This window comes from Halomonas maura, assembly GCF_030409305.1.
Taxonomy (GTDB): domain Bacteria; phylum Pseudomonadota; class Gammaproteobacteria; order Pseudomonadales; family Halomonadaceae; genus Halomonas; species Halomonas maura.
This window is the reverse complement of the sequence record NZ_JAUFPQ010000018.1, coordinates 246952-261120: the sequence shown is the minus strand read 5'-3', so window position 1 is coordinate 261120 and position 14169 is coordinate 246952. Positions and strand designations below refer to the sequence as shown.

Below are 14169 nucleotides of genomic sequence, written 5' to 3'. Positions count from 1 at the left end.
TCGCCTCGGGCCCCCGCCTCCGGCAAGATGGGGTATCGCAGACTGCTCCATGTCTCGTCAGGACCCCGCCATGCCCAACGTCCTCATCCTGCTGGATGTCCAGAACCTCTACTACACCAGTCGCCAGGCCTATCGGCGCAACGTCGACTATAACGCCCTGTGGGCGCGGGCGAGCGCCGGCCGGCGGGTGGTCAAGGCCATCGCCTACGCCATCGACCGCGGCGACGAGAAGCAGCGCCAGTTCCAGAACATCCTCCGGGCCATCGGCTTCGAGGTGAAGCTCAAGCCGTTCATCCAGCGTGCCGACGGCTCGGCCAAGGGCGACTGGGACGTGGGCATCACCCTGGATGCCATGGAGTACGCGGGCGACGTGGACGTGGTGGTGCTGGCCTCGGGGGACGGCGACTTCGCTTTGCTGGCCGATCGCCTGCGCGAGAAGTTCGGCGTGGCGGTGGAAGTCTACGGGGTGCCGACCCTCACCGCCGGCGCCCTGATGCAGTCGGCCAGCCGCTTCGTACCCATCGAGGGCAACCTGCTGCTGGGCCGGCCGGAGCACTAGAGTCAGCGGTTGCGACCATGCCAGGACGATGGCGCCACTTCCCGGGAGGCAGGCGGTCAAAGGGTATGCGGGGACTCAGGGGCACGGGAGAACGAAGATGCGTGTACAGCCATTGATCGCCGTGGAGGACATCGCCCGCAGCCGCCACTGGTACGAGGCGCTGCTCGGCTGCGTGGGCGTCCATGACGGCGACGACTACGAGCAGCTGATGATGCCGGGAGACGACACCTTCTTCCTGCAACTGCATCTCTGGGAGGTGCATGGCCACCCCAACCTCGAGCCCTCCTTCGTGCGCCCGGGACACGGCGTGCTGCTCTGGTTCGAGGTCAAGGACTTCCATGACGCCGTGGACCGGGCCCGCGAGATGGAGGCCTGGATCCTCCGCGAGCCCCATGTGAACCCCCAGGCCAACCATCGCGAATGCTGGCTGCACGACCCCGACGGCTATACCGTGGTGCTGGCCAGCCCCTATGGCGAAGTGGATTGACCCTTCGCCCCAGGCATGCGTCCACCGCGCCATCTACACTGCACTGCAACAGGGGCCGGCAAGGGAACCCACCTGGCAAGAGGGACAGGCATGACGGAAAGGAAGCGCATCGACCTGGCGCTGCAAGGCGGCGGCTCCCACGGGGCCCTGACCTGGGGCGTCCTGGATCGCCTGCTGGAGGACGACCGGCTGGAGATCGACGCCATCAGCGGTACCAGCGCCGGCGCCATGAACGCCGTGATCCTGGCCGACGGGCTCTACAAGGGCGGCCGCGACGGCGCGCGGGAGGCGTTGCTCGCCTTCTGGCGTTCGGTGAGCGAGATGGCCCGCTTCTCGCCCCTGCAGCGCACCTTCTGGGACCGGCTGATGGGCGACGACAGCCTGGATCACTCCCCGGGCTACCTGTTCTTCGAGGGCCTCACCCGGCTGGTCACCCCGGCCCAGCTCAACCCCCTGGGCATCAACCCGCTGCGCGACCTCATCGAGAAGCGCATCGATTTCGACTGCGTCAACGCCTGCGACAAGATCAAGGTCTTCGTCACCGCCACCAACGTGCGCACCGGCCGCGCGACGATCTTCCGCCAGCCCGCGCTGACCGTCGACACCCTCATGGCCTCGGCCTGCCTGCCCAATCTCTATCCCGCCGTGGAGATCGATGGCGAGGCCTACTGGGACGGCGGCTACAGCGGCAACCCGGCGCTCTTCCCGCTGGTCGACGAGCGCGGCTGCAGCGACCTGGTGGTCGTCCAGGTCAACCCCCTGGTGCGCCGCAAGCTGCCCGACTCCGCCCGGGAGATCCTCAACCGCATCAACGAGATCACCTTCAACTCGAGCCTGATCAAGGAGCTGCGCAGCATCCAGCTGCTGCAACGGCTGATCGAGGCCGAGGACCTGGAACTCGAACGCTTCCGGGCCATGCGCCTGCACCTGATCCACGCCGAGCACGACATCGAGGAGCTCAGCGCCTCCAGCAAGATGAACGCCGAATGGTCCTTCGTCTCGCGGCTGCACGACCTCGGCCGCGCCTGGGCCGACCGCTGGCTCGCCGACCACTTCGAGGCCATCGGCCGGCACTCCACATTAGACCTGGACAGGGTGTTCGACGACACCTTCCAGCCACTTGCCAGCAGCGAGGGTGTCACGCCCGGTCCATGAGTTCACGCCGAGGGGCCAGGTGCTCGCCCTCGGCAAGTCCAGCGATTCGGGGAGCATAGCGGTGACGAGTCAGACCCACTGGGACGCGATCTACCGGAACAAGGCCCCGGACCGGCTCAGCTGGTACCAGCCTCACCTGACGACCTCGCTATGGCTGATCGAGGCGGCGGCACCGTCGCGGGAGACGGCCATCATCGACATCGGCGGCGGGCAAGCCACCCTGGTCGACGACCTGCTCGCCCGGGGCTATCGCGACCTCACCGTGCTGGACCTCTCGCCCGAGGCGCTCAAGGTGGCCAAGTGCCGCCTCGGCGACGCGGCCGAGCGGGTCACCTGGCGGGTGGCCGACATCACCCGGGGCGCCCTGCCGGCGGGACGCTACGGTCTCTGGCATGACCGGGCAGTGTTCCACTTCCTGGTCACCCCCGAGCAACGCACCGCCTATGTCCGACAGTTGCGGCACAGCCTGGTCCCCGGCGGGCACCTGGTGATCGCCACCTTCGGCCCGGAAGGCCCCACCCGCTGCAGCGGCCTCGATGTGGTCCGCTACGACGCCGACACGCTGGCCGCTCGGTTCGACCCCGATTTCGAGCGGATGAGCCACCAATTCGAGACCCACCACACCCCGGACGGCAAGCCCCAATCCTTCCTGTTCGCCCACTTCCGGCGTCGCGTCGACAGCTGAGTCCGCGCCCATCCGCGCCGGCTCTTCAATCCCGACCATGCTGTCGAGGCCAGACGCGATCACGCCCTGCCTTCCCCTGCGTTGAAGGCCGTTCCCTCATCGACACCGAACACCCACTATAGTGGGGCCAAGGGTAATTCGGGACTCCGCCAGGATGCCCCGCATGGACAAGCAGGTCTCTTGCGACATGGAAGGATGGCTCCGACCCGAAGGGAACCTCCCGGCAAGGGCGGCAGGCTCGTTCATTCGGATCAGGTAGCCGGCACGGCTATCGGCGCCAGGCTGCCGAGCCGTGCTTCACCTCTCAGGATGGTAGTGGATCGGGCCGTGAACGGCGTGCGGTTTGACCCGAATAAGGGGCGGGCACGTCAACCCAATGACAAGACAGGCGACCTATCCCCCGTTAGGCGAATCAACCTGACTGCCACCGACGACTCGAGGCACCGAAGAGCTTCCACTTCATGCTCCAGGATCGAAACCGACCTCACCAAAGAATCTCGATAGCCCATGCAAGCGTTGCGGAGGGTGCATGAGCAGGATAAACAAGATACCGGCATTCTGGCGGCGTCGCTCGCTGAAGTTCTGGCTAGCGACCGGCATGCTGATGAGCCTTGCCCCGATCTTCATTTCCGCAATGGCAGGTTACGTTCTCTATCATGGCGCGATCATCCAGCCGCTGGTCGAGGTCGCCTCGAAACAGCGACAAATCCTGCAACCGTTGCAGAGTGTGCAGCTGTCTCTCTGGGACATATCGGAATCGGTCATCGACTTCGCGATTGACGGCGAGGAACGACGCAAGATCGCATACCAGAACAAGGCCGATCAGATCGACAGGGACCTGGAAAAGCTTACCGCCGCCATGCAGGAGCAAGGGTTCGATATATCCACCATCAACCAGACTCAGGACGAATGGCGTGAGCTATCGACCCTGTCAGGCACCATCCTGTCGGGCGAGTCACTGCGTGCCAATGCCATCGTTGGCGAGGAGATCGAGGAATTCGAAGCGCTTATCAATCGCCTTGCCCATCACCTTGAAACCGTTCATGACGCGGTGCGCATCAGAAACGAGAATACGCACCAGCAGGCATTGGCCAGCCTGACACTCTCGGAGTACTTGGCCGCGACTGGATTGGCCCTCTCGATCCTGGGCGCGCTCCTGGGCGTCGTTGTGATCAACCGCTCACTCGTTAGCAGCATGGATCAGTTGGCGGCCGGCTCGATGCGATTTTCTGGCGGGGACCGCGACCATCGGATCGAGGTGCAGATTCCCCGTGAACTTGCCAATGTAGCCGATGCCTTCAACCAGATGACGAAGCAGATTCGTGAACAGGAAGACACCCTGGAGCGCATGGCGAGCACCGATGGCTTGACCGGCCTGTACAATCGGCGAGAGTTCGATCGGCTGCTTGCCGAGGAAATTCGGCGAGCGGAGAGATACGGAAAGCCTGTCAGCCTGATACTCGGCGACATCGATCATTTCAAGAGCTACAACGATACCCATGGCCACCAGGCGGGGGACGAAGCCTTGCGAACGGTCGGCCAGACACTGGCGGAAAACCTGCGCGAAACGGACAAGGCGTGTCGGTTTGGTGGCGAAGAATTTGTCATCGTACTGCCGGAATGTGACGCGCAAGCCGCGCGGCAGGCGGCGGAACGCGTGAGGGGCGCTGTTCAGGCCAGGGTCTTCCACATCGATGGAGAGCGGACGGCGCAGGTGACGATCAGCCTGGGGGTTGCCACCTCGACAGGCAATGGCGACACGCCCGACACCTTGCTGAAAAGCGCCGACCTGGCCTTGTATCGCGCGAAGGATCATGGCCGCAACCGGGTGATAGCATCCGTGTGAGTGGTGGACGAGAGATTCTACTCCGCAAGAGGGTATGAGCGTCGAGCGACACCTCCTTTCAGTCGTCGCGTTGGTAGGCTTTCCGGAACTTTGGTGAGTAACAATGAGCAAGTTCGTGTTGCAGCTCCATGCATTGCCAGGCGGCTTGCCTCGTGCATTTCAGGTGCAACAGATGTTTCGCCACAAGACCAGCAAGGGCGCTTTCCAAACCCACTGATGGTGTAGGGTGGTGATTCACTGCGGTGTGCATGGGTTCGTGGGAGCAACCACAGGCGTAGCCGTTTATCCACCAAGGGGTTGTCAACGACTGGAGAGGAGACCATGAAACACAACCGCTACAGTGTCGAGGTGATGAGTCGAGAAGAAGTAGATCTCGCGATTGAATGGGCCGAAAAGGAAGGATGGAATCCAGGCCTCCACGATGCTGATTGCTATTATGCAGCCGACCCGAATGGTTTTCTCATCGGTTTGCTTGACGACGAACCCATAGCCACCATCTCCGTGATCAAATACGATGATGCTTTTGGCTTTCTCGGCTTCTACATTGTCAAGCCTGAATACCGTGGAAAGGGGTATGGCATCCAGATATGGAACGAAGGGCTTCAATATCTTCAAGGACTGAACATAGGCCTTGACGGCGTCATTGACCAGCAGGAAAACTACAAGAAATCCGGTTTCAAGCTGGCCTATCGCAACATCCGCTACGAGGGGCTGGGTGGTGGAGTACCACCCCACGGCCCGGAGATTACAGCACTCTCCACTTTGCCTTTCGAAACGATTGAGACCTATGACCAACCCTTTTTCCCTGCCAGCAGGCCGCAGTTCACCAGGGCCTGGATCAGCCAGCCCGATTGTCATGCGCTAGGCATCATGCAGAATGGCAACCTGGCCGGTTATGGTGTCATGCGAAAATGCCGAAACGGTTACAAGATAGCCCCCCTCCTGGCGGACACTCCGGACCTGGCAGAATCCCTGTTTCTGGCCTTAGCATCCAACGCCAGTGCGTCAGAACCGATTTTCCTGGATGTGCCGGACATCAATGCATCGGCTGTTGCATTGGCGGAGAAGCATGAGATGAAGGTGTCATTTGAAACCGCCAGGATGTATACGGGGGATGCTCCCGATATCCCGTTACATCGCCTTTTCGGTGTGGCGTCGTTTGAAATCGGCTGACCGAGGCACAGCCGTGATCGATCAGACCATGCACGAGGAGCACGATGTCTCACTGACGCCGGTGACACGCCGTGCCCAGCCTTCCTCCCCCGGGCCAGCCTGCCCAAGGGTCAGCCAGGAGGCGCCCTGTCGCCTTGTCGCTCCCGAGGACCTCACCTAGCTTGAAAGACATTCGCCTTGCCCGGCGGCAAGGTGTGCCGGTGTCGTCACGGAGTCCGACGTGCCGATACCCGACAAGGAGCCGGCATGCAGGAGACTACCGCGCATCCCCCAGAGGCGGCCGTGACCGTCCGCCTGACCCTGAACGGCGACCCGATCACCATCGAGGTCTCCCCCAGCGCCATCCTGCTCGACGTGCTGCGCGAGCAGCTCGGGCTGACCGGGACCAAGAAGGGCTGCGATCACGGCCAGTGCGGCGCCTGCACGGTGCATGTCGATGGCCGGGCGATGAACGCCTGCCTGCGCCTGGCCGTGATGTGCGAGGGCCAGGCCGTCACCACCATCGAGGGGCTGGCCGAGGCGGGTCACCTGCACCCGATCCAGCAGGCCTTCCTCGACCACGACGCCTTCCAGTGCGGCTACTGCAGCCCGGGGCAGATCATGTCCGCCGTGGCGCTGCTCGAGGATCACCGGATCGCCGGCGATGTCGCCACGGTCCGTGAGGCGATGAGCGGCAACCTCTGTCGCTGCGGCGCCTACCAGAACATCCTTGCGGCGATCCAGGACGTCCGCCTGCGCCGGCACGCGCAGGAAGGAGGGGGCGACGCATGAGGACCTTCGCCTTCGCCCGGGCCGACAGCGTCGCCCGCGCGGTGGAGCACCGGCAGGCCGAGCCGGGAAGCGCCTTCGTGGCCGGCGGCACCACCCTGCTCGACCTGGTCAAGCTCGACGTCATGCAGCCCTCCCGGGTCATCGACATCAATGCCCTGCCGCTGACCACGGTCGAACGCCTGCCCGATGACCGCCTGCGCATCGGCGCCCTGGTGACCAATACCGACCTCGCCTACCACCCGGACGTGCTCGCGGATCACCCCCTGCTGTCCCAGGCGATCCTGGCCGGTGCCTCGACCCAGGTGCGCAACATGGCCACCACCGGTGGCAACCTCATGCAGCGCACCCGCTGTCCCTACTTCCGCGACGCCGCGGCGGCGTGCAACAAGCGCGAGCCGGGCAGTGGCTGCGACGCCCGGCACGGCGTCAACCGCATGCATGCCGTGCTCGGCGGCAGCCGCGAGTGCGTGGCGGTGCATCCCTCCGACATGTGCGTGGCCCTGGCCGCCATCGGCGCCACCCTCACCCTGCACGGCCCCCACGGCGAGCGCGAGATCGATTTCGCCCACTTCCACCGCCTGCCCGGCACGACACCCCATCTCGAGCACGACCTCGACGACGAGCTGATCGTCGCCGTCACCCTCGCGCCGCCGCTCATGCCGCTGGGCACGGCCTACGTCAAGCTGCGCGATCGCGCTTCCTTCGAGTTCGCCCTGGCCTCTGCCGGGGCCATGCTGTCGCTGGACGAGGACCTGATCGGCGAGGCGCGCCTGGCACTGGGCGGCGTGGCCACCAAGCCCTGGCGCTGCCGCGAGGCCGAGGCGCTGCTGGCGGGCAAGCGGGCCGACACCGCCGCCTTCGCGGCGGCGGCGGACGTCGCCCTGGCCGATGCCCAGCCGCTCGCCCACAACGCCTTCAAGATTCCGCTGGCGCGCCAGGCCATCGTGCGGGCTCTGCGCGAGGCCGCCCGGCGCGCCGGGGAGGACGCCACATGAGCGACATCACCGAGCCCCATGTCGTCGGCCGGCGCACGCCGCGCGTCGACGGCGTCGACAAGCTGACCGGCCGCGCCGACTATACCGTCGACCATCGCCTCGAGGGCATGCTCTACGGCTATCCGGTACCGGCGAGCATCGCCCATGGCACGCTCGAGTCACTGACACTCGACGCCGCCCGCGCCATGCCCGGTGTGGTGGACATCCTCCACCACGGGCACTTTCCGGACCTGCATCGCTCGCCCAACAGCATTCGCCAGGGCGATGCGGTCAGCGAGGTACGCCTGCCCTTCGAGGACGACCGGATTCATTATCACGGCCAGTACATCGCCCTGGTGGTCGCGGAGACCTTCGCGCAGGCGCGGGCCGCGGCCTTCCGGGTGGAGGCGCGCTACCACCAGGAAGCGGGAGTCATGACCGGGCTGGCGGCCAGCGACGACGAGGGCGAAGAGGTTCGCCACTATACGCGCGGCGAGCCCGAACTCGCCTTCGGCATCGCCCCGGTGATCCTCGACGAGACCTACACCATGGCGGCCGAGAGCCACCTGCCGCTGGAACCCCACGCCACCCTGGCCGAGTGGCGCGAGGCCAACCAACGCCTGGTCGTCCACGAATCGACCCAGGGCGTCTTCTACCAGCGCAACGCCCTGGCGCGCATCTTCGACCTGCCGCCGGAGCGGGTCGAGGTGATCTCGCACTACATCGGCTCGGGCTTCGGCAACAAGCTGTTCATGTGGCCGCACGCCGTCGCCACCGTCGCGGCCGCGCGGATGCTGGGCCGCCCGGTCAAGACGGTGCTGCCCCGCCAGCAGGACATGATGACCACCGGCCACCGCCCCGCCTCGCGCCAGCGCATCCGCCTCGGTGCCGAGCTCGACGGCACCCTGGCCTCGATCCAGCACGACAGCCTCACCGAGACCTCCTCCGTCGACCGCTATGTCGATGCCTGCGGGGGCGCCACGCCCAGCGCCTATGCCTGCGACAGTGTCGCGACCCGCCAGCGCATCCTGTCGGTCCATCACGGCACCCCCTGCCCGATGCGCGCCCCGGGCGAGGCGTCCGGCGTGTTCGCGCTGGAGAGTGCCATCGACGAGCTGGCCGTGGCCCTCGACATGGACCCGCTGGCCCTGCGCCTGAAGAACTACGCGCACCGGGACCCGCAGCGCGGCCTGCAGTGGTCGAGCAAGCACCTCGACCGCTGCCTGGAAAGCGCGGCCGAGCGGTTCGGCTGGGCCTCGCGGGACCCGGCGATCGGCAGCATGGGCGACGGCGACGAGATCATCGGCCAGGGCATGGCCTCGGCCACCTGGTTCGCCGGGCGCCAACCCTGTGCGGCCGAGGTGACGCTGCGCGCCGATGGCTCGGTAGTCGCGGCCTGCGGCACCCAGGACATCGGCACCGGTACCTACACCATCGTCGCCCAGACCGTGGCCGAACTCACCGGCGTGCCGGTCGAACGCGTCGAGGTCCGGCTGGGCGAGACCCGCCTCCCTGCCGGCCCGCTCTCCGGCGGATCGATGACCACCGCCTCCGCGCTGCCGGCCGTCGCCGCCGCCACGCGTGAGGCCCTGGCAGCCCTCAAGGAGGTCGCCACCGGGCCGGGGGGCCACTTCGCGGGGCTCGCTCCCGCGGCGCTGGACGTCGAGGCCGGCACCCTCCAGGCCGACGGCCGGCAGGCCGACTTCGCCGAGATCCTCGCGCGCCACCGCCTCTCCGGCGTCACCGGCGAGGGCAGCGCCGCGCCGGGGGACGAGCGCCGGGAGTTCAGCTTCCGCTCCTTCGGCGCCCACTTCGTCGAGGTACGCTGGGACCCGGGCATCTCCCGGCTGCGGGTAGCCCGCGTGGTCAGCAGCATCGATATTGGCCGGGCCATCAACCCCGTCGCGGCGCGCAACCAGGTGGAAGGCGCAATCGTGATGGGCATCGGCATGGGGCTGCTCGAGGGGCTCGACTACGACCCGCGGGACGCCCGGCTGATCAACGCCAACGCCTCCGACTACCGGATCCCGGTGCATGCCGACATGCCCGAGATCGACGTCGAGCTGCTCGACTATCCCGACTACCGCTTCAACGAGTTCGGCGCCCGCGGCATCGGCGAGATCGGCCTGACCGGGATCGCGGCGGCCATCGCCAACGCCGTCCACCACGCCACCGGCAAGCGCGTCCGCGACCTCCCGATCACCCTGGAGACCCTGCTCTAGCCCGCAGCCATGGCCAGCTCGGCGCGAGGTCGCGCTTCCGGCACCCCCCTTCCCAGGGGGGGACGAGGTCCCGGGTGGTGGCCATGCTGTCGCTTGCGTCGGTTGTCGGGATGGCCCGGAGCCGGATTCCCCATGGTCAGGATCGAAGCCCTCCGTAGTGTGCATCCCCATCGGGCCGGGCCGTGCGGGACGCGGCCGCCCGGGCGCCTGCTGGGCAGACCATGAGCAGCGCGTCGCCGTCTCGGCAGTGCAGCGCAGGATGCGGAACGATCCGGCGCCGGTCGACGACCCGAAAGCCACGACGGGCATAGAAGGCCCGGGCGGTGGCGTTCCGCTCGAAGCAGATGAGCGAAAGGCGGGGCAGCGCCCGGCGGAGTGCCAGCGCATGCGCGCCTTCCAGAAGCCCCTCGCCGACGCCATGCCGCCGGTAAGGGGCATGGACGGCAAGGCTCGAGATATACAGCGACCCCGGATCCTCGAGTTCGGCGTAGGGCCGCAACACCGGATCGGTCTCGACGTCGCCCGGCGCTCGTTCGGGCATCGGAAAGGCATGGATCATGCCCAGAATCTCCTGGTCACGGGTGGCGAGCAGGCAGTTCTGGTAGGAGAAGGCCACGCCCTGGCGGGCGTAGCGCCCGGCGCCGATCTCCTCGAGCGACTGACCGGCGTCCGCCTGGTCCCCCCAGATGTAGGCGGCGAGACCATCGGACGAGATCAGAAACAGCCGCGCGATCTCGATCGCATCTCCGCGCTCCGCCCGGCGGATGCCGACGCCGGGGACGAGCGATTTGCTCAGGTACGCCATTGCCGACCTCCTCCGGTGCCGTTGCAGTCGTCCCGACCCACGCCCCGGCCGGCCGCGATTCGCCACAGGCCGCCGTGGAGCCGCGGCAGCGGGTATCGGTATCTTGCCATGACATCGTCCTCTTGCAGGGCTTGCGAAGCCGACTGGAGGCGCCGGGCGCGCTAGACTCTGGGTACCCGACGCTTGCCGCCGTCTTTCATCCTGGAAGGCGTGAGCCGGGGCCTCACGATGTGAGGCAGAGGAATCGCTTTCGCAACCCCGAGGCTCGTGGGCGACGCCAGTGATCGCCGTCCTGACGTTCGCCATCGGCTCTGAGGTGATACGGGTGGTCGGGTAGCCCGGCCGGGAAGCAGCGCGCATGACAACCACAGTCGACAAGGGCGGCATCCCGGAGGCGGATCGTGCTCCAGCTCGAGACAAGGGCGGTCCCACGATCGTGGTTCTCCCCTTTGCCACCGACCGTCCCGAACATGCCTCGGTCGCGGAGGGTATCGCCGAGACATTGAGCGGTGCCCTCGGTCGCACCGGCGAACTCACCGTGCTGGCCCACGCCACCGCCCGAGCGATGGCCGCCCGAGGCGCCGAGCCCGGTGTCGTGGCCGAGGCGACTGGCGCCGATTACCTGCTGACGGGCCGCATCCGCGATGCCGGATCACGGCTTCGTGTTACCGCGGAGCTGTCCGAACTCGCCACGGGACGCGCACTCTGGTCCGCATGCCATGAAGGGGCATCGGATGACCCCTTTGCCCTCGAGGACTCGGTGACCGAAGCGGTGATCGGCAGGCTCTTGCCGCGGATCCGCAAAGAGGAGATTGCCCGCGCTCACGCCCGGCCCACGGAAAGCCTGGCCGCTCGTGACCTGGTGCTCCAGGCCTACCCCCACCTCTGGACCCACCGCGCCGAGGACAATGCCGAGGCGCTGGCACTCCTCAACCAGGCACTCGCCCTCGATCCCGGGTTCGGCCGCGCTGCCGCGCTGGCGGCCTGGGCCCATGCGCAGCGCGTGGTCTACCTCTGGGGGGGCAGTGAGGACGACCGGGCCGCGGCCCAGAGGCTGGTTGCCGCGGCGGCCGTGCACGGACGCGACGATCCGACAACGCTCGCCGCGATGGCCGCCGCTCGCACGCTTCTCGAAGGGGCGTTCACCGAGGCGCGACTCCTGGCCGAGCGCGCCCTGGCGATCGATCCGACGCATGCCTGGGCCCTGTCGCGCCTCGGCTACACCCACCTCTACGCAGGCGAGGTCGAACCTGCCATCGCGGCATTCGAGAAGTCGATCCGGTTAAGCCCGGTCGATCCGATGGTCTTCAACAACCTGATGGGGATCGCGGACGCGCATTTCTACGCCGGGCGCTCCGCCGAGGCGGTGGCGTGGGCCGAACGCGCGCTGGCCGAGAACCCGGCAATGACCTGGGCGTACCGCGAACTTGCCGTGTACCTCGCGGATGCCGGAGAGCTGGAAGGGGCGCGTGCCGCACTATCCCGCTTCGTGGAAACGCGCCCGGGCGTCTCCCTCCACGATGTCGAGCGGAACCTTGCACCATTGCGACCGTGGTTCGGTGACCGCTACCGCGCTGCGCTCAGGCAGGTCTGGCCTGGTGCGCGCAACGCGCCTGCCGTTGCCCGGCCCCTCGAAGCGTCGATGCGCCGCGAGGACGAGGAGAATGCCTGGCACCTGGTCTTCGATGGCGTGGCCGTGACGCTCCCCGACCTGAAGGGGCTGCATGATCTGGCGCGACTGCTGGCGCGGCCGGGCAAGGAGTTTCACTGCCTCGACCTCGCCGGGCGCAGCGACGCCGACAGGGGCGCCGCCGTTCTCGACGAACGCGGCCGCCTGGAGGTCAGCCAGCGGATCCGCGAGCTCCAGGAGGAATTGGCCGAGGCGGAGGACATGCACGATATCGGTCGAGCGGAGTCACTGCGCGGAGACCTCGACCATCTCGTCGACGCACTGTCCAGGGCGCTGGGGATCGGCGGGCGCTTGCGCAGGGTGGGCGATCTCGCCGAGCGGGCACGCTCTACGGTCACGTGGCGGATCCGCCATGCGATCCGTCGCATCGGCAAGGCCCATCCAGGCCTCCAACGGCATCTGGAGAATTCGATCCGGACGGGGAGCTTCTGCAGCTACCAGCCCGAGCGGCCGTGCCGATGGGAGATAGTGACCTGAGGCCAGGGCACCCTCCGGTTCGCCGGCTCGACGTCCCTGCCCGCGTGTGCCCTGCGCTTCAGGGTGACGGGTGACGCGTGACCCGAGTCGAAGCGGCGCACACGCCGAGCGGCGGCGCGATCAGGGCGGCGCCGTGGCTGCCGCCCTGCTCCCTCACGCCGCCTGGCAGGCGACACAGATCTGCTGGATATGGCGATGATCGGTGCCACAGCAGCCGCCGAGCACGTTGATCTGCGGGAAACGCTGCAAGAGGTGGCCGTAATCGGCGCCCAGTTCCACCGGATCGCCGCTGTCGAGCTCCTCGGCCTCGTCGAGTTCGGCATGGCTCTTCCTCGAGGCATTGCAGCGCAGCCCGCGCAGCCGCCGAATCCAGGCCTCGTCACCCAACACGCCCGCGAAATGGCTCGGATGCGCGCAGTTGATCATGTAGTAGGCCGGGCCGTTGCCGGTCGCCTCGTCGACCCGCCCGATCGCCTCGGCCAGGCTCTGCCCGGTGGGCAGCCGACCGTCGGTCTCGACCGTGAAGGAGATGACCACGGGCATGCCTGCGGCCTGCGCGGCACGCACGATGCCAATCGCCTCGGGCACGTTGGTCGCGGTGATCGCGGTGATCATGTCGGCGCCCGCCTCGGCGAAGACCCACACCTGACGCGCGTGATAGTCCTGCGCCACCTCGGCCGTCATCAGCTGGCCAGGATCGTAGCCGTCGCCTCGTGGCCCGATGCAACCGCTGATCACGCAGGGTGTCTCGGCGGTTTCGAATTCGGCGCGAAGCTCGACCAGCATGGCGATCGCCGCGCGATTCGCCGCATCGAGTTGCTCGGCCGAATAGCCGAGCGAGTCGCCCCAGTCCGGGCTCGACCGCCAGGTGGCGCTCTCGAGGAGAAAGCCGGTGCCATGCTCGCGGGCGATCTGCGCATGTCGCCGGAAGTAGTCACGCAGTACCTCGGTGCCGGCCTCGTCCTTGAGCAGATGAAAGGCCGCGAAATGCGGCAGATCCTGCCCCTGATGAAAGATGAGGGTCGTCTCGATGCCCGCATCGGTCAGGAACAGACCGCCGTCGAGCTGGGGCAGGTGGTGTCGGTATTTCGCCATGACATCGTCCTCTCGCTGGGGTGGTGAAGCCGGCTGGCGGCGCCAGGCGTACTCGACGATGAGTCCGTCCGACACTTCAGCCGTCTTGCATCCCGTAAGACGTGAGGTGGGGCCTCACGATGTGAGGTGCATGGAGAGGAATCGGGAGGGGCGAGGCGCAAGGGCGGGACCGGTGATCGGCGTCTGCCGTACCCTGCCGATGGGTCGCCGAAGCGACACTCGCCCGGCTG

General features: G+C 67.0%; 13 protein-coding genes. 11 read left to right on the top strand and 2 right to left on the bottom strand.

Features of this window, described 5'->3' with window-relative positions; all coding sequences use genetic code 11:
• Positions 1-70: 70 nt before the first annotated feature.
• The 10 genes from QWY76_RS13305 (at position 71) to QWY76_RS13265 (ending at position 9872) form a co-directional block, all read left to right on the top strand.
• On the top strand, positions 71-559 hold the full coding sequence (locus QWY76_RS13305) for a LabA-like NYN domain-containing protein (RefSeq protein ID WP_290311756.1): 489 nt from the start codon (positions 71-73) through the stop codon (positions 557-559).
• 97 nt (positions 560-656) lie between these two features.
• Positions 657-1046 carry a VOC family protein gene (locus QWY76_RS13300; protein ID WP_290311755.1) on the top strand — a complete coding sequence of 130 codons (390 nt, stop codon included), beginning with the start codon at positions 657-659 and terminating at the stop codon, positions 1044-1046.
• 90 nt (positions 1047-1136) lie between these two features.
• On the top strand, positions 1137-2201 hold the full coding sequence (locus QWY76_RS13295; RefSeq protein WP_290311754.1) for a patatin-like phospholipase family protein: 1065 nt from the start codon (positions 1137-1139) through the stop codon (positions 2199-2201).
• Positions 2202-2262: 61 nt separating this feature from the next.
• Complete coding sequence (locus QWY76_RS13290) at positions 2263-2886, top strand: class I SAM-dependent methyltransferase (protein WP_290311752.1); 624 nt, start codon at positions 2263-2265, stop codon at positions 2884-2886.
• A 529-nt stretch (positions 2887-3415) separates the two neighbouring features.
• On the top strand, positions 3416-4732 hold the full coding sequence (locus tag QWY76_RS13285) for a diguanylate cyclase (RefSeq protein WP_290311751.1): 1317 nt from the start codon (positions 3416-3418) through the stop codon (positions 4730-4732).
• A gap of 103 nt (positions 4733-4835) precedes the next feature.
• Complete coding sequence (locus tag QWY76_RS20185; RefSeq protein ID WP_494337409.1) at positions 4836-4949, top strand: DUF1294 domain-containing protein; 114 nt, start codon at positions 4836-4838, stop codon at positions 4947-4949.
• Between the two features lie 104 nt (positions 4950-5053).
• Positions 5054-5905, top strand: coding sequence for a GNAT family N-acetyltransferase (locus QWY76_RS13280; RefSeq protein ID WP_290311750.1), 852 nt, complete (start codon positions 5054-5056; stop codon positions 5903-5905).
• A 246-nt stretch (positions 5906-6151) separates the two neighbouring features.
• Positions 6152-6676 carry a (2Fe-2S)-binding protein gene (locus QWY76_RS13275; protein ID WP_290311749.1) on the top strand — a complete coding sequence of 175 codons (525 nt, stop codon included), beginning with the start codon at positions 6152-6154 and terminating at the stop codon, positions 6674-6676.
• Positions 6673-7671 carry an FAD binding domain-containing protein gene (locus tag QWY76_RS13270; RefSeq protein ID WP_290311748.1) on the top strand — a complete coding sequence of 333 codons (999 nt, stop codon included), beginning with the start codon at positions 6673-6675 and terminating at the stop codon, positions 7669-7671. The genes QWY76_RS13275 and QWY76_RS13270 overlap by 4 nt, the downstream gene beginning before the upstream one ends.
• Positions 7668-9872 carry a xanthine dehydrogenase family protein molybdopterin-binding subunit gene (locus QWY76_RS13265; protein ID WP_290311747.1) on the top strand — a complete coding sequence of 735 codons (2205 nt, stop codon included), beginning with the start codon at positions 7668-7670 and terminating at the stop codon, positions 9870-9872. Before QWY76_RS13270 ends, QWY76_RS13265 begins: the two co-directional genes overlap by 4 nt.
• 136 nt (positions 9873-10008) lie before the next feature.
• On the opposite strand, the gene QWY76_RS13260 is transcribed toward QWY76_RS13265, so the two are convergent.
• Positions 10009-10677: a GNAT family N-acetyltransferase gene (locus QWY76_RS13260; RefSeq protein ID WP_290311746.1), complete on the bottom strand. Its 669-nt coding sequence runs from the start codon at positions 10675-10677 to the stop codon at positions 10009-10011.
• Between the two features lie 358 nt (positions 10678-11035).
• On the opposite strand from QWY76_RS13260, the gene QWY76_RS13255 reads away from it, so the two are divergent.
• The gene (locus QWY76_RS13255) at positions 11036-12844 is read left to right on the top strand and encodes a tetratricopeptide repeat protein (RefSeq protein WP_290311745.1); all 1809 of its coding nucleotides are present in this window, start codon (positions 11036-11038) and stop codon (positions 12842-12844) included.
• Positions 12845-12997: 153 nt separating this feature from the next.
• On the opposite strand, the gene QWY76_RS13250 is transcribed toward QWY76_RS13255, so the two are convergent.
• Entirely contained in the window at positions 12998-13939 is a 942-nt protein-coding gene (locus QWY76_RS13250) for a homocysteine S-methyltransferase family protein (protein WP_290311743.1), read from the bottom strand.
• Positions 13940-14169: the final 230 nt, after the last annotated feature.